Annotated in this window: 22 protein-coding genes; 12 read left to right on the forward strand and 10 right to left on the reverse strand. The window is 60.0% G+C overall.

Going from position 1 to position 24,414, the window contains the following annotated elements:
- Window positions 1-3: 3 nt before the first annotated feature.
- Entirely contained in the window at window positions 4-255 is a 252-nt protein-coding gene (gene rpsP / locus AC3WN7_RS04475; RefSeq protein WP_007972721.1) for a 30S ribosomal protein S16, read from the reverse strand.
- Window positions 256-663: 408 nt separating this feature from the next.
- On the reverse strand, window positions 664-2,040 hold the full coding sequence (gene ffh / locus AC3WN7_RS04480) for a signal recognition particle protein (RefSeq protein ID WP_015096705.1): 1,377 nt from the start codon (window positions 2,038-2,040) through the stop codon (window positions 664-666).
- 210 nt (window positions 2,041-2,250) lie between these two features.
- Between ffh and AC3WN7_RS04485 the strand changes: the two genes are divergently transcribed.
- From AC3WN7_RS04485 to rlmF, 5 genes are all read left to right on the forward strand, one after another.
- Window positions 2,251-3,063 (forward strand): cytochrome C assembly family protein, encoded by an 813-nt coding sequence (locus AC3WN7_RS04485; protein ID WP_007972717.1) that lies wholly within the window; start codon window positions 2,251-2,253, stop codon window positions 3,061-3,063.
- 12 nt (window positions 3,064-3,075) lie between these two features.
- The gene (locus AC3WN7_RS04490) at window positions 3,076-4,308 is read left to right on the forward strand and encodes a transporter associated domain-containing protein (protein WP_095965482.1); all 1,233 of its coding nucleotides are present in this window, start codon (window positions 3,076-3,078) and stop codon (window positions 4,306-4,308) included.
- Between the two features lie 261 nt (window positions 4,309-4,569).
- Window positions 4,570-5,886 carry an MFS transporter gene (locus tag AC3WN7_RS04495; protein WP_102673369.1) on the forward strand — a complete coding sequence of 439 codons (1,317 nt, stop codon included), beginning with the start codon at window positions 4,570-4,572 and terminating at the stop codon, window positions 5,884-5,886.
- Between the two features lie 244 nt (window positions 5,887-6,130).
- Window positions 6,131-8,977: a valine--tRNA ligase gene (locus AC3WN7_RS04500; RefSeq protein ID WP_095965484.1), complete on the forward strand. Its 2,847-nt coding sequence runs from the start codon at window positions 6,131-6,133 to the stop codon at window positions 8,975-8,977.
- A gap of 244 nt (window positions 8,978-9,221) precedes the next feature.
- Window positions 9,222-10,250, forward strand: a complete 1,029-nt coding sequence (gene rlmF, locus AC3WN7_RS04505) for a 23S rRNA (adenine(1618)-N(6))-methyltransferase RlmF (protein ID WP_102673370.1) — start codon at window positions 9,222-9,224, stop codon at window positions 10,248-10,250.
- Between the two features lie 71 nt (window positions 10,251-10,321).
- On the opposite strand, the gene AC3WN7_RS04510 is transcribed toward rlmF, so the two are convergent.
- Complete coding sequence (locus AC3WN7_RS04510; protein WP_007905514.1) at window positions 10,322-10,603, reverse strand: HU family DNA-binding protein; 282 nt, start codon at window positions 10,601-10,603, stop codon at window positions 10,322-10,324.
- A gap of 396 nt (window positions 10,604-10,999) precedes the next feature.
- On the opposite strand from AC3WN7_RS04510, the gene yejK reads away from it, so the two are divergent.
- Both yejK and AC3WN7_RS04520 read left to right on the forward strand, forming a co-directional pair.
- On the forward strand, window positions 11,000-12,004 hold the full coding sequence (gene yejK / locus AC3WN7_RS04515) for a nucleoid-associated protein YejK (RefSeq protein WP_095965486.1): 1,005 nt from the start codon (window positions 11,000-11,002) through the stop codon (window positions 12,002-12,004).
- On the forward strand, window positions 12,004-12,354 hold the full coding sequence (locus tag AC3WN7_RS04520) for a glutaredoxin family protein (protein ID WP_015096711.1): 351 nt from the start codon (window positions 12,004-12,006) through the stop codon (window positions 12,352-12,354). Before yejK ends, AC3WN7_RS04520 begins: the two co-directional genes overlap by 1 nt.
- A gap of 107 nt (window positions 12,355-12,461) precedes the next feature.
- Here the strand turns inward: AC3WN7_RS04520 and AC3WN7_RS04525 are convergent, their stop codons facing one another.
- The 4 genes from AC3WN7_RS04525 to AC3WN7_RS04540 form a co-directional block, all read right to left on the reverse strand.
- A complete protein-coding gene (locus AC3WN7_RS04525) occupies window positions 12,462-13,397 on the reverse strand; it encodes a glutathione S-transferase family protein (protein ID WP_102673371.1) in 936 nt (311 codons plus the stop codon).
- An 84-nt stretch (window positions 13,398-13,481) separates the two neighbouring features.
- Window positions 13,482-13,766, reverse strand: coding sequence for a GIY-YIG nuclease family protein (locus AC3WN7_RS04530; RefSeq protein ID WP_015096713.1), 285 nt, complete (start codon window positions 13,764-13,766; stop codon window positions 13,482-13,484).
- A 40-nt stretch (window positions 13,767-13,806) separates the two neighbouring features.
- A complete protein-coding gene (locus AC3WN7_RS04535) occupies window positions 13,807-14,277 on the reverse strand; it encodes a nuclear transport factor 2 family protein (RefSeq protein WP_015096714.1) in 471 nt (156 codons plus the stop codon).
- A gap of 110 nt (window positions 14,278-14,387) precedes the next feature.
- The gene (locus AC3WN7_RS04540; RefSeq protein WP_095965488.1) at window positions 14,388-15,011 is read right to left on the reverse strand and encodes a response regulator; all 624 of its coding nucleotides are present in this window, start codon (window positions 15,009-15,011) and stop codon (window positions 14,388-14,390) included.
- Between the two features lie 474 nt (window positions 15,012-15,485).
- Between AC3WN7_RS04540 and AC3WN7_RS04545 the strand changes: the two genes are divergently transcribed.
- The 5 genes from AC3WN7_RS04545 (at window position 15,486) to AC3WN7_RS04565 (ending at window position 21,386) form a co-directional block, all read left to right on the forward strand.
- Window positions 15,486-16,232: a fimbria/pilus chaperone family protein gene (locus tag AC3WN7_RS04545; protein WP_102673372.1), complete on the forward strand. Its 747-nt coding sequence runs from the start codon at window positions 15,486-15,488 to the stop codon at window positions 16,230-16,232.
- Window positions 16,233-16,324: 92 nt separating this feature from the next.
- A complete protein-coding gene (locus tag AC3WN7_RS04550) occupies window positions 16,325-18,808 on the forward strand; it encodes a fimbria/pilus outer membrane usher protein (protein ID WP_102673373.1) in 2,484 nt (827 codons plus the stop codon).
- 11 nt (window positions 18,809-18,819) lie between these two features.
- Window positions 18,820-19,962, forward strand: coding sequence for a DUF1120 domain-containing protein (locus AC3WN7_RS04555; RefSeq protein WP_102673374.1), 1,143 nt, complete (start codon window positions 18,820-18,822; stop codon window positions 19,960-19,962).
- Window positions 19,963-20,048: 86 nt separating this feature from the next.
- A complete protein-coding gene (locus AC3WN7_RS04560) occupies window positions 20,049-20,657 on the forward strand; it encodes a DUF1120 domain-containing protein (RefSeq protein ID WP_102673375.1) in 609 nt (202 codons plus the stop codon).
- A gap of 78 nt (window positions 20,658-20,735) precedes the next feature.
- Complete coding sequence (locus AC3WN7_RS04565; protein ID WP_102673376.1) at window positions 20,736-21,386, forward strand: DUF1120 domain-containing protein; 651 nt, start codon at window positions 20,736-20,738, stop codon at window positions 21,384-21,386.
- A 7-nt stretch (window positions 21,387-21,393) separates the two neighbouring features.
- Here the strand turns inward: AC3WN7_RS04565 and AC3WN7_RS04570 are convergent, their stop codons facing one another.
- The 3 genes from AC3WN7_RS04570 to AC3WN7_RS04580 all read right to left on the reverse strand — a co-directional run bounded on the left by AC3WN7_RS04570 (window position 21,394) and on the right by AC3WN7_RS04580 (window position 24,407).
- Window positions 21,394-22,704, reverse strand: coding sequence for a CynX/NimT family MFS transporter (locus AC3WN7_RS04570; RefSeq protein ID WP_102673377.1), 1,311 nt, complete (start codon window positions 22,702-22,704; stop codon window positions 21,394-21,396).
- Complete coding sequence (locus AC3WN7_RS04575; protein ID WP_095965495.1) at window positions 22,694-23,353, reverse strand: FadR/GntR family transcriptional regulator; 660 nt, start codon at window positions 23,351-23,353, stop codon at window positions 22,694-22,696. Before AC3WN7_RS04575 ends, AC3WN7_RS04570 begins: the two co-directional genes overlap by 11 nt.
- Window positions 23,354-23,642: 289 nt before the next feature.
- Entirely contained in the window at window positions 23,643-24,407 is a 765-nt protein-coding gene (locus tag AC3WN7_RS04580; protein WP_007972685.1) for an amino acid ABC transporter ATP-binding protein, read from the reverse strand.
- Window positions 24,408-24,414: the final 7 nt, after the last annotated feature.

Here is a 24,414-nt window from a genome sequence, read left to right on the forward strand (position 1 = left end):
TGCTCAGGCCGCAGCCTTAGCAGATTCCTTCAACAACTGAGCAACGCGCTCAGAAGGTTGTGCACCAACGCTCAGCCAGTAGGCTACGCGCTCTTGGTTCACGGACAGACGAACTTCCTGACCACGGGCAACAGGGTTGAAGTAGCCAACCTGTTCCTTGTGCGAACCGTCGCGCGGGTTGCGGCTGTCGGTTACGGTCAAGTGGTAAAACGGGCGCTTTTTGGAGCCGCCAAGGGCAAGACGGATTGTTAGCATGTGAACATCGTTCCTGTAGTCGGTGCTGCAAATCTAAAGGCACAGCGGGCATGGGTGCCCGAAAGGCCGCATATTCTAAGGAATATCCGGACTTTTGCAAATGACTTTTTCCGGCGGTCTATCGGCCGCCATGCAGATTTGCTATAGAGCCGTCGTTGAAAACGGCCGGTCAGCTCCCGCCAAGTGCGGGTTTGCTGTGTATCCCACGTCCGTGTGGGTTAGCGCCGGTGCGACGACCGGCGCGAATTCGTGTGTCCTTTCTCGCCAATACGCTCACATTTTGGCGAGTGACTGGTGCCCTCAGGCAAGGCGCTGCGACGAGTCATAGCCCGCTATGGCGAGGAGCGGCAACGCCGCATGAGGGCACCAGACGCCGCCAAAAGTGATCAGTATTGGCGTGAAAGGACACTATATTTTTGGCATGCCGCCGCCGGGCAACATACCGCCCATGCCGCGCATCATCTTGGCCATTCCGCCTTTCGCGGAGAACTTCTTCATCATCTTCTGCATCTGCTTGTGCTGCTTGATCAAGCGCCCGATGTCCTGAACCTGGGTGCCGGAACCCATGGCGATCCGGCGCTTGCGCGAACCGCTGATCATCTCGGGATCGCGGCGCTCGGCCGGGGTCATGGAGTTGATGATGGCTTCCATCTGCTTGAATTGCTTCTCTGCCGCACCCTGGGCGTTGCCCATTTGCGCCAGGTTCACGCCACCCATGTTCGGCAGCTTGTCCATGAGCCCGCCGAGGCCGCCCATGTTCTTCATCTGTTGCAGCTGATCGCGGAAGTCTTCGAGGTCGAAGCCCTTGCCCTTCTTCAGCTTTTTAGCAAGCTTGTCGGCCTTGTCCTTGTCGAGGGTCGCTTCCGCCTGCTCGATCAGGCTGAGCACGTCGCCCATGCCGAGGATGCGCGAGGCGATACGCTCAGGGTGGAACGGATCGAGCGCCTCGCTCTTCTCGCCCATACCGATGAACTTGATCGGCTTGCCGGTGATGGCGCGCACCGACAGCGCGGCACCGCCACGGGCGTCGCCGTCGACCTTGGTCAGGATCACGCCGGTCAGCGGCAATGCATCGCCGAAGGCCTTGGCCGTGTTGGCGGCGTCCTGGCCGGTCATGGCATCGACCACGAACAGGGTTTCGATCGGGTTGATCGCGGCATGCAGCGCCTTGATCTCGCCCATCATCTCTTCATCGATGTGCAGACGACCGGCGGTATCGACGATGACCACGTCGATGAATTTGAGTTTTGCTTCCTTAATAGCCGCATTGGCGATGTCGACCGGCTTCTGGCTCAGGTCCGACGGGAAGAAGGTCACGCCGATGTCGTTGGCCAGGGTTTCCAGCTGCTTGATCGCCGCCGGACGGTAAACGTCGGCGGACACGACCATGACCGACTTCTTCTTGCGCTCTTTAAGGAAGCGCGCGAGCTTGCCGGCGGTGGTGGTCTTACCGGCGCCCTGCAAACCGGCCATGAGGATGACCGCTGGCGGCACTGCGCTCAGGTTCAAGTCTTCGTTGGCCGCGCCCATCAGGCTTTCGAGTTCGGCCTGGACGATCTTCACGAAGGCCTGGCCCGGCGTCAGGCTGCGCGACACCTCGGTGCCTACGGCGCGTTCCTTGACCGAATTGACGAAGTCCTTGACCACCGGCAGGGCGACGTCGGCTTCGAGCAACGCCATGCGCACTTCACGCAGGGTGTCTTTGATGTTGTCTTCAGTCAGCTTGGCCTTGCCGGTGACATGGCGCAGCGTCTGCGAGAGACGGTCGGTTAAGTTTTCAAACATTGCGCGATCCTTTCAGGCCCTGTGTAGACCGGGATAATGGCGGCCCGGACCGGACTAAACGTGTGCTCGGCGAGCCTGCGGCGTGGGCAGGTCGCGGATTATAGCGAAGACTGTGGCCGGCGGACACCTCGCCGTCGGGTTGCGCGGTCTTTCGTGTGGCAGGGGTTCTATGCCAAACTCAGCGACTTTCGGGCTTGCCTAACAGGATTTATGCTCCCCTTGTCACCCAGCTTGCTAACGACCCTCGCCGCCGCCTGCTTGTATGCCGCTGCGACCATTTACCAGGGCACTCGCCTGGCGTCCGGCGCCAAGGTCAACAAACGCCTGCTGGTCATGCTCGGCGTGCTCGCCGTCCTGGCCCACAGCGTCAGCCTGCTCACCCACCTGCTGACCCCGACCGGCCTGGCCCTGGACTTCTTCAGTGCCGCCAGCCTGATTGCCGTAGCAGTCATCGCACTGACCCTGCTGGCCTGCTCGCGGATTCCGGTAGAGAACCTGCTGGTCCTGCTGTTCCCGCTTGGGGCCCTGACCGTGATGCTGGCGCACTTTGCCCCCGCCGGCACGGTACAGGTCATCGATGAGGAGCCGGGCATCCTCGCCCACATCCTGCTTTCGATTCTGGCCTATGGCATGTTCACCATCGCGGTGTTCCAGTCCTTGCTGCTGCTGGTCCAGGACCACCAGCTCAAGCACAAGCACCCCTCCGGGCTGATCAAGAACTTCCCGCCGCTGCAAACCATGGAAAGCCTGCTGTTCGGTTTTCTCTGGGCCGGCTGGACGCTGTTGTCGCTGTCGCTGATTTCCGGCTGGCTGTTCGTCGAGAACCTGTTCGCCCAGCATCTGGTGCACAAGACCCTGCTGGCCTGCCTGGCCTGGGTCGTTTTCAGCGTGCTGCTGTGGGGGCGCAATCGCCTCGGCTGGCGCGGGCACAAAGCCATTCGCTGGACCCTGGCCGGTTTTTGCCTGCTGATGCTGGCGTATTTCGGCAGCAAGCTGGTTCGTGAATACATCCTGCATATCTGACGGGCGGCATTAATGGACGACTTGCCCATAGGGCCGATGCTCGCGGTAGTGACCCTGCTGGTTTTATGGTCGGGGCTGTTTACCGCCATCGAAGCGGCGCACCAGCACTTGCTGGCCCAGCGCACCGCAACGCGTTCCAGCGACAAACCGGTGGCGAAACTCAGCTTCCCCCTGGCCAGCCTGATTTTTTGCAACACACTGTGCCGTGCACTCGTGGTGGTCATCAGCACCTTGCTGGCCATTTTCACCTGGGCCGAGAACGGCCCGTGGGTCGCCTGCCTCGGGGCGGGCGCCATGTTGCTGGTGTTTTCCGACTACTTGCCACGCACCCTCGCCGCTCGCTATCCGGATGCGATCCTGGCCCAAGGCAACAACCTGCTGCGGCTACCGTTGAAAATCATCTATCCCGCGGCATGGCTGCTCACCAGCATCAGCCGCTTGCTGACGCGCCCATTCGTCCGTAAAGCCAAAGTGGTGCAACAAAGTGAGGACGAAACGCTGACGGAGCGGCATGCACCCTCCGAAACCGTAAGCCGCCCTCACCCGCTGCCTGGCATCCACGCGCTGGACAACATCACCGTCAATGACATCCTGGTACCGCGCAGCGACGTGGACGGCATCAATCTCGATGACTCCATCGAGGAAATCATCGAACAATTGCGCCACAACAAGCGCACGCGCCTGCCGGTGTTCCACAGTGATATCAACCAGGTCGAAGCCGTCCTCAACACCCGGCACATCCTGCACTTGCTGCCCGATGCGAGCCTGACCAGGGAAGCCTTGCTGGCAGCCAGTCACGAGCCGTACTTCGTGCCGGAAAGCACCCCGCTGCAACTGCAACTGCTCAACTTCCACAAACAGCAGCGACGCCTGGGCATGGTGGTCGATGAATACGGCGAAGTGCTGGGCATCGTCACCCTGGAAGACATTCTCGAAGAGATCGTCGGCGAGTTCGAAAGCCAACACAGCCTGGACAACCCGCACATTCATCCGCAAGCCGACGGACGCCTGGTGATCGACGGAGCCGCGTCCATTCGCGAGCTGAACAAGAGCCTCGGCTGGCACCTGCCCAGCGATGGCCCGAAAACCCTGAACGGCCTGGTGACCGAGGCCCTGGAGACTATTCCCGATAGTGCGGTGTGCCTGAAGATCGGCCGGTATCGCCTGGAAATTCTCGAGACCGAGGACAACCGTGTCACGCGGGTGCTGATCTGGCAGACCAGCTCGATGCCTGTGGTTATCTAAAACCCGACACAAATCCCCATGGCCACTCAAGCCACTTGTTCGATAGTTAGCCACCTTCCTATAATCGAAACGCTTACCCAAGCCTCGCCGGCCCCGTGCTTACCCCGCACCTCGCAGCTTCCGGCCTGTCCACCCGCAAAGCCCGCAACGAACCGACGACTGTTCCTACCTTGAACAGCGACCGTGCCTCCACCCACATCCCTGGGTTCTCGACCATAATAATTCGCTCCACTGGGGCACATGACTGTCAGGGATCACCGCATGACGACCAGCACGACTTACAGCGACTCCACACCTGCACAACCGACGAACTCCGCCACCCGCGTGGCCACTGCAAGCTTCATCGGTACCGCCATCGAGTTCTACGATTTCTATGTCTATGCCACCGCCGCGGCGCTGGTGATTGGCCCGGTGTTCTTTCCGCAGACATCCGGCACCGCCCAGATGCTGTCAGCGTTTCTCACGTTCGGCATCGCCTTCCTCGCCCGCCCCTTGGGTTCGGCCCTTTTCGGCCACTTTGGCGACCGTATCGGCCGCAAGTCGACCCTGGTCGCCTCGTTGCTGTTGATGGGCGTGTGCACCACACTGATCGGCGTGCTGCCGGGATACGACAGCATTGGCGCCTGGGCACCGATCCTGCTGTGCATCCTTCGCTTCGGCCAGGGCCTGGGGCTGGGCGGCGAATGGGGTGGCGCGGCATTGCTGGCCACGGAGAACGCGCCAAAAGGCAAGCGCGCCTGGTTCGGCATGTTCCCACAGCTGGGTCCATCCATTGGCTTCCTGGCGGCCAACGGCCTGTTCCTGACCCTGGCCGTGGTGCTGGACGATGAACAGTTCCGCTCATGGGGCTGGCGTATTCCGTTCCTGCTCAGCGCCGCGCTGGTGATGGTCGGCCTGTACGTGCGACTCAAGCTGCATGAGACCCCGGTATTCGCCAACGCCATGGCGCGCCAGGAACGGGTGAAGATCCCGCTGTTCGAGCTGTTCGGCCAATACTGGGCGCCCGTCTTGCTGGGCGCCGGCGCGATGGTGGTGTGCTACGCGCTGTTTTACATCTCCACGGTGTTTTCCCTGAGCTACGGTGTTGCAACGCTCGGCTACAGCCGCGAAACCTTCCTCGGCCTGTTGTGCTTCGCGGTGCTGTTCATGGCGGCCGCCACCCCGCTGTCGGCCTGGGCCAGCGACCGTTACGGGCGCAAGCCGGTGCTGATCATTGGTGGCGTGCTGGCGATCCTGTCCGGCTTCCTCATGGAACCGCTGCTGACCCAAGGCTCGACCTGGAGTGTGGCGTTGTTCCTGTGCATCGAACTGTTTCTGATGGGCGTGACATTTGCGCCCATGGGCGCGCTGCTGCCGGAACTGTTCCCCACCCACGTGCGCTACACCGGTGCCTCGGCGGCCTACAACCTGGGCGGTATCGTGGGCGCCTCCGCGGCGCCCTTCTTCGCCCAGAAACTGGTGGCGATGGGCGGTCTGAGCTACGTCGGCGGCTATGTGTCCGGGGCGGCGGTGCTGAGTTTGATTGCGGTGCTGTGCCTGAAGGAAACGCGGCATAACGATTTGAATCAGGTCGCCTGACAAATTGCTTTCGCGGGCAAGCCCGCTCCCACAGGGTTGGTGTCGATCACAAGATAGCTGTACGACATACAACCTGTGTGAGCGGGTTTGGTCCGGGCGGCGTTCCGACGAAGGGGCCCTCACAGACAAAACACCCACCACAACTTTTCCCCCACCCATTGTCACCTCGCTCTACGCGCATCGGCTCATCCCCGCTATACTTCCCGGCTTTTCCTGAATAAATGCCAATAGGGTCCCGCCGCGCATGGATAAGACCTACCAGCCGCACGCCATTGAAACTTCCTGGTACAACACCTGGGAGTCAGAGAATTACTTCGCCCCGCAAGGCGCGGGCGAGTCCTACACCATCATGATCCCGCCGCCGAATGTCACCGGCAGCCTGCACATGGGTCACGGCTTCAACAACGCGATCATGGACGCCCTGATCCGTTTCCGCCGTATGCAGGGTCGCAACACCCTGTGGCAGCCGGGTACCGACCACGCCGGTATCGCCACACAGATGCTGGTCGAGCGTCAGCTCGAAGCCAAGGGCCAGAGCCGCCACGACCTGGGCCGCGAAAAATTCCTCGAGAAAGTCTGGGAATGGAAGGATGAGTCCGGTGGCAACATCAGCCGCCAGATCCGTCGCCTCGGTTCGTCCGTCGACTGGAGCCGCGAGCGCTTCACCATGGACGACGGCCTCTCGGAAGCCGTTAAAGAAGCGTTCGTTCGTTTGCACGAAGACGGCCTGATCTACCGCGGCAAGCGACTGGTCAACTGGGACACCAAGCTGCACACGGCGATTTCCGACCTCGAAGTGGAAAACCACGACGAAAAAGGTTTCCTGTGGAACCTGAAGTACCCGCTGGCCGACGGCGCCAAGACTGCTGAAGGCAATGATTTCCTGATCGTCGCGACCACTCGCCCGGAAACCATGCTCGGCGACTCCGCCGTCGCGGTGAACCCGAACGATGAACGCTACAAAGCCCTGATCGGCAAATTTGTCGAGTTGCCGCTGGTTGGCCGCCGCATCCCGATCATCGCCGACGATTACTGCGACCCTGAATTCGGCACCGGCTGTGTGAAAATCACCCCGGCCCACGACTTCAACGACTACGAAGTCGGCAAGCGTCACAACCTGCCGCTGCTGAACATCTTCGACAAGAACGCCACCGTTCTGCCGGCCTGCCAGGTATTCAACCTCGACGGCACGCTGAACGAAACCATCGACGGCAAGATCCCGGCCGAATACGCCGGTCTCGACCGCTTCGAAGCGCGCAAGCAGATCGTGGCCGCGTTCGACGCTGCCGGCCTGTTGGTCAGCGTTGACGATCACGCCCTGAAAGTGCCGAAAGGCGACCGTTCCGGCACCGTCATCGAACCGTGGCTGACCGACCAGTGGTACGTGTCCACCAAGCCTTTGGCCGAACCTGCGATCGCCGCCGTTGAAGACGGCCGCATCCAGTTCGTGCCGAAACAGTACGAAAACATGTATTTCTCGTGGATGCGCGACATCCAGGACTGGTGCATCAGCCGTCAACTCTGGTGGGGCCACCGCATTCCGGCCTGGTACGACGAGTCGGGCAAGGTCTACGTCGGTCGCGACGAAGCCGAAGTGCGCGCAAAGCACAACCTCGGCCCGGACGTTGCGCTGCAACAGGACAACGACGTTCTCGACACCTGGTTCAGCTCGGGCCTGTGGACCTTCTCCACCCTCGGCTGGCCGGAAAAAACCGAATTCCTGAAGAAATTCCACTCCACCGACGTCCTGGTGACTGGCTTCGACATCATTTTCTTCTGGGTTGCCCGGATGATCATGCTCACCATGCATCTGGTGAAAAACGAAGACGGCACGCCGCAGGTTCCGTTCAAGACCGTGTACGTTCACGGCTTGGTGCGTGACGGCCAGGGCCAGAAAATGTCCAAGTCCAAGGGCAACGTCCTGGACCCGCTGGACATCATCGACGGTATCGAGCTCGAAGCCCTGGTGCAGAAGCGCACCTCCGGCATGATGCAGCCGAAACTGGCGAAGAAGATCGAGAAGCAGACCCGCGACGAGTTCGCCGAAGGCATCGCCAGCTACGGCACCGACGCCCTGCGCTTCACCTTCTGCTCGCTGGCGTCCACCGGCCGTGACATCAAGTTCGACATGGGCCGCGTCGAGGGCTATCGCAACTTCTGCAACAAGATCTGGAACGCGGCGCGCTACGTGCTGGACAAGGGCGAAGACTGCGGCCAGAACGGCGAAGCCTATGAGCTGTCCCTGGCTGACCGCTGGATCATTTCGCAGCTGCAACGCACCGAAGCCGAAGTGACCCGCCAACTCGACCAGTTCCGTTTCGACCTGGCGGCACAAGCGCTGTACGAGTTCATCTGGAACCAGTACTGCGACTGGTACCTGGAACTGTCCAAGCCTGTGCTGTGGGACGAAAACGCTCCGGTTGAACGCCAGCGCGGCACCCGTCGCACCCTGGTGCGCGTACTGGAAGTGGCCCTGCGCCTGGCGCACCCGTTCATGCCGTTCATCACCGAAGAAATCTGGCAGCGCATCGCACCGCTGGCCGGCATCGAAGGCAAGACGATCATGCTGCAACCTTGGCCAGTGGCCAACGAAACACGCATCGATCAGGCGGCCGAAGACGACATCGAATGGCTCAAGGGCCTGATGCTCGGCACCCGTAATATCCGTGGCGAAATGAACATCGGCCCGGGCAAACCGCTGCCGCTGTTCCTGAAGAACGTCAGCGCCGAGGACCAGCGCCGCCTGACCGAGAACGAAGCCCTGCTGAAGAAGCTGGCGCGCCTCGAATCGATTACTGTGTTGGCTGCCGGCGAAGAAGCACCACTGTCCGCCACCGCACTGGTCGGCGAGATGGAAGTGCTGGTGCCAATGGCCGGCCTGATCGACAAAGGTGCGGAGCTGGCGCGTCTGGACAAGGAAATCCAGCGTCTGCAAGGTGAAGTGCAACGTGTCGGCGGCAAGCTGTCCAACGCCGGTTTCGTTGACAAGGCGCCAGCCGAAGTCATCGAGAAAGAACGCGCCAAACTGGCCGAGGCTGAACAGGCCCTCGGCAAGCTGGCCGAGCAGCATGCGCGGATTGCCAGCCTGTAACGGCGGATCGCAATGAAAAAGGGAGGCCCAAGTGGCCTCCCTTTTTTGTGCGTGCCACTTTCTTACATCTAATGAAGATCTCCTGTGGGAGCGGGCTTGCTCGCGAAGAGGCCGTAACATTCGATATAAATATTGAGTGAAAGTCCGCTTTCGCGAGCAAGCCCGCTCCCACATTTGATTAGTGTGACTCTCAGATGTGGGACAATGCCCGCCACTTTTAGCCATACCCGAATCGACCACCGCCATGACCGCCCCCCGCACACCAAAACCTGCGCGCAAAAAGCCTGAATCCGCGCCTGCGGCCAAAGCCGCGGCGCCGCGTGAGAAGGCCAGCCTGCACCCGCGCAATCGCCATCAGGGTCGCTACGACTTTCCGGCGCTGATCAAAAGCGCGCCGGAACTGAAGAAGTTCGTGATCATCAATCCGTACGGCAAGGAAAGCATCGACTTCGCCAGCCCGGAAGCCGTGCGGGCGTTCAACCGGGCGCTGCTCAAGTCGTTCTATGGCATCGCTCACTGGGACATTCCCGCCGACTACCTGTGCCCGCCGGTGCCAGGCCGTGCCGATTACGTGCACTTCCTCGCCGACCTGCTGGCCAGTGGCAATGACGGCGTGATCCCCCGTGGCGCCGCCGTGAAGGTGCTGGACATCGGCATGGGCGCCAACTGCGTGTATCCGCTGATCGGTTACAGCGACTATCGCTGGCAGTTCCTCGGTTCCGATATCGATGCGACCGCCATCGCCGCGGCGAAGGCCATCGTTCAATCCAACGGCCTGAACAAGGCGATCCAGGTACGCCAGCAGAGCAACCCCAAGCAGATCCTCACAGGCCTGCTGGAGAGCGCAGAGCGCTTCGACCTGACCATGTGCAACCCGCCATTCCACGCCTCGCTGGACGAGGCTACGCGGGGCAGTACGCGCAAATGGCGAGCCCTGGGCAAAGCCGATCCGAAACGCAAGCTGCCGGTGTTGAACTTTGGCGGCCAGTCGGCCGAGTTGTGGTGCGAAGGCGGGGAAGTACGCTTCGTGACCCAACTGGTCAGCGAAAGCGTGCAGGTCGCCCAACAGGTGCTGTGGTTCAGTACATTGGTGTCAAAGGCATCCAACCTGCCGGCGATCCAGACCGCCCTGAAAAAGGCCGGCGCCCTGGAAAGCCAGGTAGTGGAAATGTCCCAAGGGCAGAAGCAGAGCCGCTTCGTCGCCTGGACCTTCCAGACCAAAGCGCAGCAACAGGCCTGGCGCCAGGCACGATGGAGCAACGCTCAAGCGTAGCGAGTGCTTTATCGCGCCCACAAAAAAACCGTGCCCGGATCGCTCCGGCGCACGGTTTTTCTTAACAAGTCTTACTTGTTAACAGCGTCGGTCAGGCCTTTGGCAACAACCAGCTTGATCACTTTCTTGGCAGCGATTTCGATGGCTGCGCCAGTCGAAGGGTTACGGCCAGTGCGGGCAGGACGCTCAGTCACTTTCAGCTTGCCGATACCTGGCAGAGTGATTTCGCCGCCGTTTTCCAGCTGATCGGCAACGATTTGGCCCAGTTGGTCCAGAGCGTTACGCGCGGTGGTTTTCGGCGCGTCGATAGCTTCAGCGATGTCGGCGATCAGTTGGTCTTTAGTAAGAGCCATTTAGTGTTCCTTCCCTATCAAATTCATATGGATTGCAGAGTGCAATGTCAGCCATCGAGCCCGATCTTCTGGATCTGGCACCCTCGGCCAAATAACCTCGGGATCGGGGTTATAGATACCGAAATCAGGGTTTGGTTCGACCTGACAAATGCTGACTGCACGCTTAACGCAGTGACTTCGCGCAAGACCGGGCAAAGCTAGCACACAGACGTGGAAATATCCGCCTCTAGCTACCCATTTGGTCAGCTTTATTGCGCTAAAACAGGAAAAAAACGCATAAGAACCGTCGGTCGCCTGCCAATTGCCCTTCGCGCCGCGCCAAAACCAGTGGTTGCGGTACACTGAGCGCTTTTTCGGGGGAGCACGCCCTCCTCTCCTCATTCAGCCGAGAAGCCCATGCCGATCCGTCATTGCATCGTCCACCTGATCGACAAAAAACCCGACGGCACACCTGCAGTTCTCCATGCCCGTGACTCCGAACTGGCTGAGTCCGCGGCCATCGAGAACATGCTCGCCGACCTCAACGAAAGCTATAACGCCAAACAGGGTAAAGCCTGGGGCTTGTTCCATCCGGAATCCGGTGCATTTCCGTTCAGCGGCTGGCTGAAGGAGTACTTCGAGGGCGGCCAGGATTTCACGGCGTTCAGCCGCGTGGCGGTCGAGCACCTGCAAAAACTGATGGAAGAATCGAACCTGTCCGTCGGCGGCCATGTGCTGTTCGCACACTATCAGCAAGGCATGACCGACTACCTGGCCATCGCCCTGCTGCACCACAGCGAAGGCGTGGCCGTGACCGATGAACTGGACGTGACCCCGTCCCGTCACCTGGACCTGGGCCAATTGCACCTGGCGGCGCGGATCAACATTTCCGAGTGGCAGAACAATAAACAATCCAAGCAGTACATTTCGTTCATCAAAGGCAAGAACGGCAAAAAGGTTTCGGAGTATTTCCGCGACTTCATCGGCTGTCAGGAAGGCGTCGACGGTCCGGGTGAAACCCGCACCCTGCTCAAGGCCTTCAGTGATTTCGTTGAAAGCGAAGACCTGCCGGAAGACGACGCCCGCGAGAAGACCAAGACCCTGGTGGATTACGCCAGCAGCCAGGCCAAGCTCGGTGAGCCGATGGGCCTGGAGGAATTGTCGGGACTGATCGACGAGGAACGCCCGAAGGCCTTCTACGACCACATTCGCAACAAGGACTACGGCCTGTCGCCGGAAATCCCGGCCGATAAACGCACCCTGAACCAGTTCCGTCGATTCACTGGCCGCGCCGAAGGCTTGTCGATCAGTTTCGAAGCACACCTGCTGGGCTCAAAGATCGAGTACGACGAAGAAGCCGGCACGTTGATCATCAAGGGCCTGCCCACTTCGCTCACCGATCAGCTGAAGCGTCGCAACTGATGCTCGGCGGCGTCCTGAAAAAATTCCTGCTGATCCTGCTGGTGGTTGTGGCTTACCAGAACTGGGGCAAGATCGAGCGGGTCTTCAACCCTTCGCAAGTGGTGTCAGAGCAGACGCAGACCAAGGCCAACGTCGTGCTCTACGCCACCGAATGGTGTGGTTACTGCAAACTGACCCGGCGGTTTCTCGATCAGAAAGGCATTCCGTACAAGGAATTCGATATCGAGAAGGATGCCGTCGCGCGCAAGGATTACGAGGCCCTGGGTGGCGGAGGGATTCCGATCATCGATGTGAACGGGACGCTGATTCGCGGGTATGACCCGGATGCGATTCTGGCCGCGTTGAAATAACCCTGTAGGAGCGAGCTTGCTCGCGAAAAAACCATGGGCGCCGCTGGGCATCCGGTTTTACGCGTTATCGTTCACGATCTTCGCGAGCAAGCTCGCTCCTACAAAGGTCAGATGGCTTCGATACGGAAACCAAACCGCGGGAAGTGCACATGCACCACGCCGCCACGTTCGTCCTTGCGCCGCACAATCAACTCTTCGCTGCCGGCAAACAGCAGCTCTCCCACGACCGGATCAACGCCATAGTCCGTGGCCGCGATGACCACCTGCTGACCCGCCGTGAATCCGTTGGGATCGACGAACCGCTCATCCGGCAATGCCGCTGGCGTGGACCTGCGCGCCACCTCCAGTGCCTCTTCGGACGTCATCTCGCTGGAGGCGCCATGACCAAAGCCCAATACCCGAGAGAGCCACGCATTGACTGCCGGGTAAGCTTCGACCAGCGGAGCCGTCACCGGTGTGGCCTTGAGGAACCAGAGGCAATGGGCCAGGGCAAAGTCGGCAATCGACGGCTCACCGAACAGGAAATCACCCTCTTCACGCTGCAACTGCAGCTCCAGCCGCGACATGATCGTTGGCCACTGATGCCTGGCCTGTTCAGTAGACAATTTTGTCGCGCTACCACCACTGAACAAACCGGCGCGGTCGGCCAGAAACGCCTTGATCGCCTCCGGCGATAAATTGCCAAAGCGCACCGCTATCGATTCCGGCTGGAACACCAGGCTGACCGCGTGCTGGAACACAACAGAGTCGGCCCAGGCTGCAAACGACGCGGTGATCATTTCCTGACCTTGCGGAAAGAACGCCGGCAAGGCTTTTTCCTGTTCCAGTCGCCGGGCAATCAATGCCGTATCGCAATAAATATCTGCACCGACCTGCAACACCGGCGTCTTGCGGTAGCCACCGGTCAACGCCGTCAGGTCCGGTTTTGGCATCACTGGCGAGATCTTCACCGAGCGCCATGACAACCCCTTGAAGCCCAGCAACAAGCGGGCCTTTTCGGCAAAGAGGGACGTCGGGTAATGATGCAGAATCAACTCGGACATGCTCGGCTCCGCCGCACAAATTAGGAATCCGCAGCTTAGCGCGCAATCGGTTGGCAGCCTACAGATGTGCCTGATGGGAGCCGATCAACCAGATTGATAAGACGCGACCAGACATTCCTTGGCGCTTTTGCGCAGTTTCTTGATCAGCCGTTCCTGGCGCAGCGCTTCGCTTTTGTCGCGACAAAGTTCGGTATAGACCAGCGCCATGGCCGGGCTGGACAGAAAGAACCGTGCCCCCTTGCCACTTTGATGCTTGGCGAAGCGGCGCACGGGATCATCGCTGACCCCGCAATACAGCGAACCATTGGCCGCGCGAACGAGGTAGACGAACCAGGGCTTGCTGACGGGAGACTCGCTTGGGGTGGTCACGGCACGCTCAAGACTTGAAAGGAAACGAGCCGCGATCTTATCAGCGACCGGCCTGAAATGCCTTCAGCCCCTTCAATGCCTGAGCGCGAACGGCGTTGCGCACCAGTGGCGTCCAGCCCAGCAGCAGACCTTTGAAACCCAATGCCTGTCGTGACCAGGTCCAGAGATCAAAGCTGTCGTGATGCTCGCAAATCCTGCCGTCACGAAAGACGAAGCGCGCCTGGATGTCGTTGACCACGGTGTTGCCGGTCTGGCTGAACAGGTAGGTCGCCACCCAATGGGCGCCACCGGTGCGCCCGTCGGCGTGAACATGATCGAAGGTCAGGGAAAAATCCTTGGCCCGAGTAGTCAGCATGCGCCACATGTCACCGGCATCGCGACCGCGAAGCTCACCGAACGCCGGGTCACTGAACACCACATCATCGGTGTAGCAGGCAGCCATGGCTTCGGCATCCAGGCGCTGGAACGCCTGGTAGAAACGGGTGATCAAGGCGCTATGGGCTTCACTCATCTGCGGGTTCCCCTGGGTTTGCATAGTGACTTCGAAAGAGTGCCTGCACGATAGTCTGCAAATGCATCGAACACTATCGGCATTCACGACGAAAATAACGCGATGACTATTCACATCATTCCGCTGTCCCGGGCGTAGGAAAAAAGATCAACGTCCGTGCAAACACCTAACCGGTGCATGGCCATTTTCTTTTGTTTACTGATGGTCGACACGCTGCGATTGAAGTGAACGGCGATTTCGCTGACGGTCATGCCACTGGCAAGCATTCGGACCACTTCGTACTCCTTGGCTGACAAGGATGATTCGTGAAACTGATCGCGGGTGTTGGCCAACAGCGTGCGCAGGGACTTGCTGAGGTAATGACGCCCTTCCTGCACCGCATTGATTGCCAGGGGCAACTCCGTCGCCGATGCGGTTTTGGCAACGATGGCCATCACCCCTTGCGCCAGTGCAGCCCTCGCCGTCACCACACTGGTAAACATCGTCACCAGAATGATCGGCAAGGCCGGGTAATGGCGCTGAATCGTACTCAACATTTTCAAGCCATCGGCCTGCTGCCCTCCCGGCATGGAGAAGTCGGTGATCAGCAGTTCGCAGGAGGTACTTGAAAGCAGATACATCAAGTTGTCGACACCGTCGGCCTCGCCGACGATCACGCATCGTCGACTGGCGTTGACGAGTATGCGCAGCCCGACACGAACGACTGAATGGTCGTCAGCAATAATGACTCGCATTGTGGGAAACCTCCTGCGGGTGGCGCAAAAGCGCGGAAAGTAGCGTCCTTCCTGCACCGCCCACAACGCCTCGAAAAAAACTCTGACGCCGCGTGCCCAATGTATTCAATGGGCTAACTTTTTGCCCATCTAACAAATAGATGGTTCCTACATTGCAGCGCGCTGAAGACTACGCAGGAGGACCACACTTAAAAAGATTCCTCATCAGAAAAACGCTGCGTAGTACGCAACACTCTTTCATACACGCCCGCTCTCTTTTCGTATTAGTTGCATTCCTCCAACGCCCCCTTGCTCGCTAAGTTGTCGCCTGCCAAGCAGTCCGGCCCCTCTGCCCGGAACTGCGCTCACTCTTTGCCTGACGACCCATTACATGAAGAAGACGCCTACGCCCCTGAGCACTGCCTGCTTGTTCACGGAATCCCTGCGTTACCTGTATTGCGAGCCATGCCAACAGTCTTTTATCCGGGAAATTCAATGAGCGACATCAAGGCAATATTTTTGAAGCAGTTGCGCCGCCTGACCCACACGGGTATCGGTGCGTGCGCGCTGATATGGACCGTACAGGTCCACGCCGACGGCATGGTGCCTGATACCTCCGTGATCATCGTCAATGAAGCCAACGGGGAAACCGCCGTATCCGTGACCAATACCGACGCCAGCCTGGCATTGCTACACGTCACCATCGAAAACATTCCCGAAGACACCGAACCCCTGGTGTTCGTGACGCCACCCTTGGCACGCGTTGAAGCCTCCAGGACACAGTTGGTGCGCTTCATCCTGCAATCGGAAAAGCCCCTGCTCACCCAGCGTTTGAAACGGGTGATTTTTGAAGGTATCCCCCAAGGCAGACCGGTTTCCGAAGCCGGGCATGCCCGTGTGGGTATGACGGTACGCCAGAACCTGCCGATCATTCTCCACCCCGCTGGCCTGGCGCCCAACCGCACACCATGGACCGACCTGAAATGGTCGCTACAAGAGGGGCAACTGACCGTACGCAACGAAACACCTTATGTCGTACGCCTGGCTCAGGAAGTACAACTGCTGCCTTCCGGAAGCGCCGCGATGCTACCGCGAACCTACGTACTGCCCGGTGAGCAGATCAGCGTTTCGGTCCCTGCAAAAGCTGCCACCCAGGTTCGAATCTATCCAGCGACGGTCTATGGCTTTGCCGTGCCTCCCTATGACGCGCCGCTCGCCTTCCAGGGCGGACATCATCGATAGCGCCGTGCAGGAAAAAGCAGGCGTCGACATTTCAGCGTGACGGAATCCGAAGCGGATCAAGCCGACACCCTGGCATAACCCAAGTGAATCTCATGAACGCCGTATTGAAATACCGTGATGGCGAAGCCATGCCTGCGATTCGGCCGGCCAGCCCTCCCCCTCATCTGTCGCGAGTCCGGACCGGCATGGTGTTGCTGCTTGGCAACATGCTGATAGGGCTCGAAGCCAATGCCGACGACCTCGATGCTGCTTCGTTGCTGACTTCGTTCGACCAGAAAACGCTGAGTCAACGTGGTATCGACCCCAGTCTCGCAACCCAACTATTGGCCGCCCCTAGCTTCACCGCTGGCCGACATCCGATCACCCTCACGGTCAATGGCCAGCGTCGCGGCCGGGTCGACGTCACGTTCAACCGGGAGGGCGACTTGTGCTTTGACCGTTCCCTGCTTGATGCGGCAAACCTGAGCGAGCCATCGATTCCAGCCAACGACAAAGGCTGTTTCGATGTACTCGCCACCTGGCCGCAGGCCCGAATCGAACAGGATCCGGCCAATCTCGGCCTTTCATTGATAGTGCCCACCCAGGCGATACGTCCGGTGGTCCGGGATATCTCCGGTTATCAAACCGGTGGTATCGCCGGGTTACTCAATTACGACATCAACAGCCTCCACAGCCAATACGGCAATCGATCGAACCGCTACCTCTCAGCCAACACCGAAGTCGGCTTCAATGCCAGCGACTGGATTGTACGCAGCCGTCAGGTACAGAGCTGGCAGAACGATGTGTCGCGCACCACTCACCTGGCGGCTTACGCCCAGCGCACCTTTGCCAGCCACGAAACAGTGCTTCAAGCGGGTCAGGTCAATCTCTACAACCCGGTACTGGCCGGCGCGCAGATCACCGGCGTCCAGCTCATGACGGAGCAGGCGCTCCAGGTCGAAGGCCAAGGCAATCCCATCGAAGGGATTGCCCGCAGCCAGGCCCAGGTCGAAATACGCCAGAACGGTTCGCTGATCCACTCGACCGTGGTACCGGCCGGACCGTTTTCCCTGAGTAACGTACGTCGGCTCGACAGTCGCTCCGATGTTGAAGTCACCGTCAAGGAAGCGGATGGCAGCGAGCAACGCTTCACGGTCCCCGTTGCCATGCTCGGCGTTGGCCTGCCGGCCCCCGGTTTTTCGTTGGCCACCGGCCAGGTACGCAGTCTCGGCGATGCCCGGAGCGGTAACCCCTGGGTGATCAGCGGTGGCTGGAGTGGAGCACTCAACCCGAATGTCCTGCTCAGCACCGGTGCTACCGGCACCGCCGATTACCGCGCCGCGGGCGCTGGCCTGAGCCTGCTGCCAGGGCCCGGCACACAGATCCAGACCACCTTGCAAGCGGCCGACACCAGCACCCATCAAGCCGACAGGGGGCTTCAGGCCGATCTGAATGTTTCGCAACGCTTGGGTGAACAGTGGTCGATCAATGCCGCAACTTCGCACCGGACCTTTGGTTATCGCGAACTGTCGGAGGCGGTGTTTGACACTCGATCGGAACGTAGCCAGTCGCGTTACCGCGATCAGCAAAGCTTGTCACTGACCTGGTCAACTCCCGGGTTTGGAGCGTTCAGCAGTGGCTTCAGCCGCTCAACGACATTCGATGGGCAAAACAGCAGCCGCGCCCTGGCGTCCTGGGGCACCCGGATTGGCGACGTGTCGGTGTCGGCCACCGCGCAATGGCAAGTCAGCGGCACCCAACGTAGCGACGACAGTGTTTACCTGAGCCTCAGCATTCCACTGGGTGAACGTCGCCGGGCGCGCACTTGGGTACGCAGTTCCGCTGGCGAATACCGCAGCGGTGTCGGCTTGAACGAGCAGATCAACGACCAGTTGAGCTACCGGGTCGGTGTCGAGCACGACACACGAGACAAACAAGTGCAGTCCTCCGCGGGGGTTTCCCTGCTGCCGCGCTACAGCCAACTGGACTTGAACTACACCCGCTCCGATGCCGAACGCTCCAGCTACCAGATGGGCGCGCGTGGCGGTGCCGTTCTGCACGGCGACGGCCTGACGTTATCGCCATACGCCGTACGGGACACCTTCGCGCTGCTTTCGGTTGGCGACGAAAGCGCCATCAAAGTCTCGACCCCAAGCGGTCCGGTCTGGACCGACTGGAAAGGTCAGGCCGTTGTGCCTCAAGTGAGCGCCTATGGGCGCAGCCCGGTAGAAGTCGACACCCGCTCGCTGCCGCGCAACCTCGATATCAACAACGGACTGGCCGTGGTTTCCGCCGGACGCGGGGCCGTCGACAAGGTCGAGTTCGGCGTCACCTTGACCCGCCGTGCCCTGCTCAAAGTCACCACGGACGACGGTACCCCCCTGCCCCGTGGCGCGACGGTAAGCAGCGCAGACGGTGAGTTCATCACGCTCGCTCAAGAAGGTGGATTGGTGTTTCTGCCCAACGCACTGACCACCCGCGACCTGTGGATAACCGCACCAGGGCTGGAGCGCTGCGCGCTGCGTTTCGAACTGCCGGCCAAGGCCAATACCCAGGTGTATTACGAGACCGCCGACGCCCGGTGCCGCACACTTTGAGGATCTCCCCCATGAAGCTGTCCCACCCTCTGCTGTTAACACTCGGCACGTTGATGTTAAGCGGACTGGCGCCGCACGCCTGGGCCCTCGCCGATGAATGCAAGCTCACCCTGAGTCAGCCGGTACTCGATTACGGTTTGACGAATCGGGCTATACGCGCCAATGGCTCCGCAGAGCGAACCCTGGGCGAGCGCCGCCTGAGCCTGAACCTGAGCTGCCCCCAACCCACTGACATGACCCTGTTCTACCGTGCCATGGCCGCGACCGCCGAGCGCTTTCGCTTTGCCGAGCACGGCAGCTATGCCGTGCGCATGAGTGACGCCGTGCTCGATGGGCAACCGGTGGACCTGGGCCTGATTTCTGCCATCGGCCAAGCACCTGAAGCAACCACTTCGAGTCTGCTTTGGCAACCGCAGCAGGCCATCGTTCCGGTTCGGGGCGGTGTGGCGGCGCAAGGGCAAAATCTTTCGGCGCAACTGGAGCTGACAGCCTGGGCGTCGGACAAGGCGTTGCAGGTACGTGACGCCGTAGTCTGGGAAACCACCGGCCTGTTCGACGCGGTCGCGACAGGCCTCTCAAGGGAGATAACCCTGCGCGCCCGTTTCGCCCCCACCGCGTGCAAAGTGGAACTGTCCAATGGCGGCCTGGTGGATTTCGGTCGGCTCACGAAAAACGATCTGAACCCTGACAAAAGCACCCGACTGCCGCCCAAGGATTTGACCCTGCGGGTCGACTGCGACGCCCCGATGGAATTTGCCCTGGTCATGCATGACAACCGCCCGGGCTCGGCAACGGACAACAGCGAGATTTACTACGGACTGGGTCTGGATCACCGCAGCAACAAGATCGGCCTGTACTCACTCAATGTCGATCCCGCTAACGCCAGCGCCGACAGCTTCGCACGCCTGTATCAAACCTACTCCACCACCCAGGGCGCGGCCTGGAGAACCTCCAGTTCGAACCCGATTCCGTTCGCCCAGAGAAGCTACCTGGGCTTTACGGACAGGGCCAGCAGCACCGCAGGCCCGGCCTTAATCCAGAACCTCACCACCACGGTGACGGTCGAGGCCGTCATTGCCCCCACCAATAGCCTGGACCTGAGCAGCGCCGTTCACCTCGACGGCTCGGGGACGATCGAGATTTTTTACCAGTAACACCCACCCTGCCTTGTTGAAGCCGCGGGGCACTTACGCCCCTCGGAACATTCAAGGCCAACAACTAAAGAAAGGAAGTTTCACCCATGAAAAAGTACTTCGCAGCACTTGCTACTACAGCTGTAATCAGCACCGCCCCTCAGGCCTTCGCGGTGGACAATACCCTGGAGGTCAAAGGCACTATCATTCCAGTCGCTTGCACGCCGGTCTTCTCCAATGATGGCGTCATCGAACTAGGCAAGATTTCGTCCAAAGAGCTTAATCCAGACACCCATAAAAAGGTCAGGGAAAACAACATTCAACTGGTCGTAACCTGTAGTGCTCCACAAAGGTTCTCACTGAATCCAATTGACAATCGACGCGAGACATCAACTGGTGATTGGTTTGGCCTTGGTCTGACCACCAACTTAGAAAAGTTGGGCTACTTTTACCCCGAAATTCTGAGTGTCAAGGACGGTGCAACACCGCTGGACCCAATCGACTCAATAGACGAGGCAAACTGGTCGAAAGCAACCTCTGCCAAACCGGGACGTTACTTGTCCGTTGCCGCTATTGGCGGCACCTCACCGATTGATGCAGAAGTTGTCACCTTTGATTTTAGGGTCGATACCTATATCGCCCCCGCCAACGGACTGACCCTGGACCAGGACGTCACCATTGACGGCTCCGCAACGTTCGAAGTGGCGTACTACTAAGGGCCAAAGCACTGAACCGTTCGTTGCCTGAATGAACGGTTCAGTGCCTAAACTTCTACGAGAAAAAGGAATTTATCGATGAAGCGTATTCCCATGGCTCTGACCACCGGACTGCTGATGGGCATGGCGACTGCAGCCCTTGCGGTGCCCCCCAATGAACTCTTGGTCAAAGGCACGATCACCCCGGTCGCCTGCATCCCGATTTTCTCCAACAACGGACTTGTCGACTACGGAAAAATTTCCCGAAAGGACCTGAACGTCGACACAAGGACGCAACTGCGTGACGAGTTCCTCGACCTCGACATCAGCTGCAACACCGCGGCTCCTTTCGCATTGATCATGCGCGATAACCGCGAAGGCTCGGCCATCGTCAACAGTGAGATCTACTACGGTCTGAATTTCGACCGCAGCGGCAACAGGATCGGTCTGTACTCGTTGCACTTCGATCCTGCCCGCACCGTAGCGGACGCTCTGCCGCAAGTGTATCGAACCGACTCCACCACTGGCGGGCGGGGGTGGAGTACATCCAGTTTCAGCCCCATACCGATTGCCGCCAATAGCTGGCTTGGCTTCACCGATTTGGCGGGCAGCACCGCAGGTCCTGTCGAGATCAAGAACCTGAGCAGCCGGGTCACCCTCGTCGCCGTCATTGCCCCCACCTCAACGCTGGACCTGAGTGACGATGCAATACTCGACGGTTCCGCAACCCTGGAGGTTGTCTATTTATAGGCATCTGTCACGGTTGAATTCTCTCGCTGCTGACTTGCACATACAGCGCCCTCCCGGCCCCGAGACCGGCGATGATCGCACCCAGGCCGATGACACCGAAGATCCAGCCCACCGCCGTCCAGCCACCGGTCCAGTCATGCACGATACCGACCGCGAACGGCCCCATGGACGCCAGGGTGTAACCAAAACCCTGGGCCATGCTCGAGAGGTTCGCGGCGACGTGGGAGTCCCGCGAACGCAACACGATCAGGGTCAAAGCCAGGCTGAACGTGGCACCCTGCCCCAGCCCCAGCACGATCGCCCAGCCCCACAAGCCTTCGATCGGCGCATACAGGCAACCGAACAGACCACCGAGGGTCAGGGCCATAACAATCACGATCGCCAGGCGCTGGTCCTTGCCACGTGTAGCCAGCCAGGGCGCGGCGAGGGAGCTGACCAGTTGCACGATCACCGAACCCGACAACACCAGTCCGGCCTGGGTCGGGGTCAGACCGCGACCGATCAGGATCGACGGCAACCAGCCGAACACGATGTAGGCCAGGGACGATTGCAGGCCCATGTACAAGGTCACCTGCCAGGCCAGCGGATCGCGCAGCAAGCCTCGAACGCGGTAGGCAACGTTGTGCGCGCCGTGTTTCTGGCCGACTTGCGGCAGCCAGAACAGCGCCGCCGCCAATGCCGGAACAACCCAGAAACCGAGGCCCAGCTCCCAGCGCTTGTCGAAGTGCTCGCTCAGCGGCACGGTCGCACCCGCCGCCATCGCCGCGCCCAGGCATAGAGCCATGGTGTAGACGCCGGTCATGGTCCCGGCCTGTTTCGGGAAATCACGTTTGACGATGCCAGGCAGCAACACACCGATCACGCCGATGCTGGCACCGGCCAGCACACTGCCGGCAAACAGGCCGATCTCACCGAACGAACTGCGCAGGATGATCCCGCCAGCGAGTGTCAGCAGAATGCTCAACACCACCCGCTCAGCCCCAAAACGTCTGGCCAGCAGCGGAGCCAGCGGCGCAAACAGGCCAAGACACAACACCGGCAACGTCGTCAGCAAACCGGCCTGCGATGCCGACAAGCCAAGGGACTTCGAGACGTCGCTGAGCATCGGCGCCATGCTCGACAGCGCCGGGCGCAGGTTCAGCGCCACCAGAATCAGGCCCAGCAGCAACAGCCACGGCCGGCGCAGAACCGGGTGAGTTTGCTGAACCTGTTCGTCATCGGCCTCGGCGTCGATCAGCAGCTCTTCCAGCTCTGCCGAACGTTTTGCGGCTGTGGATAATTCACTGCGCGGTATCGACTTCCCGGTTTCAAGGTTCATTGATCAACTGCCTCGACAAGGATTTGGCCCGCTCCGGATCGCGTTGTTCGACGGCTTCGAGCAATTCGATATGCAGGTCGAACACTTCCTGGCGGCGCGGGACGATGCTCAGGGTCTGGCGCAACTGCGCGCCGACGATGCTGGAGAAATAGCGATACAGCTCGCTGAGGGTCGGGTTGTGCGCGGCGTCCACCAGGCGGCGGTGAAACACCAGATCGCAGGCGATGTAGGTGTCGAGATCGCCGTGGTAGTGACTGCCGCTGACACCCAACGCCTCGCGCAATGCCACCAGGTCTTCATCGGTGCGGCGCATGGCTGCCAGGCCGATGGCCTCGACTTCGAGGATGTGCCGGGTTTCCCGGGCCTGCTCAAGGGAGCAACGGGACAACGCCTTCAGGGTATCGAGCGGATCGACCACCGCCCGCAGGTAACTGCCGTCACCCTGGCGGATTTCGATCAACCCGGAAAACGCCAACACGCGCATGGCTTCACGCACGGTGTTGCGGCTGATGCCCAGTTCCGCCGACAACTCGGGCTCGGTGGGCAAACGCTGGCCAACAACCCAGATGCCCTGGTTGATACGCTGGCGCAATTGGTCCAGGGCCTGATCGACCAGGGATCGTTTTACCAACGGAGAGATTTCTGACATGAAATTCGCCCTCTCATCCAATCATAGGATGAATTTTTTGACATGGTAGTCAACATATTCCAAGAGGGCAACCGTTCAGAATTGGCGCGTGATCAATGGAGTCGATAGCACAACCCCCTGTGGGAGCGGGCTTGCTCGCGAAGGCGGCTTAACATTCAACGAGTATGTTGCCTGACACTCCGCTTTCGCGAGCAAGCCCGCTCCCACAGGGTTTTGCATTCGGACGTTAAATCGCGGACAAAAATAAACCCGGAACTCAGTCCGGGTTTATTTCAGTGCCGGGGCTCGATCAATGCAGGATCTGGCTCAGGAACAGCTTGGTGCGATCATTCTGTGGGTGATCGAAGAAGTCGTTCGGCGCGGCCTGTTCGACGATTTCGCCCTTGTCCATGAAGATCACGCGGTTGGCCACGGTGCGGGCGAAGCCCATTTCGTGGGTCACGCAGAGCATGGTCATGCCGTCTTCGGCCAGGCCGATCATGGTGTCCAGTACCTCTTTCACCATCTCCGGGTCGAGTGCCGACGTCGGCTCATCGAACAGCATGATTTTCGGCTTCATGCACAGCGCGCGGGCGATCGCCACACGCTGTTGCTGACCACCGGACAGTTGCCCCGGGTACTTATGCGCCTGCTCCGGAATGCGCACGCGTTCCAGGTAATGCATGGCAATTTCCTCGGCCTTGCGCTTGGGCATCTTGCGCACCCACATCGGCGCCAGCGTGCAGTTCTGCAGGATGGTCAGGTGCGGGAACAGGTTGAAATGCTGGAACACCATGCCGACTTCGCGGCGGATCGCTTCAATCTGCTTGAGGTCGTTGGTCAGTTCCACGCCATCGACCACGATGCGGCCCTGCTGGTGTTCTTCCAGACGGTTGAGGCAGCGGATGGTGGTGGACTTGCCGGAACCCGACGGGCCGCACAACACGATACGCTCGCCCTGCTTGACGTTGAGGTTGATGTCTTTCAACACGTGGAACTGGCCGTACCACTTGTTCACGCCCTGCATCTGAATAATGCCTTCAGGGCTCACAGGCTTTTTATTTGCTTCGCTCATAAAAGAA

The organism is Pseudomonas sp. FW305-70 (genome assembly GCF_058783925.1).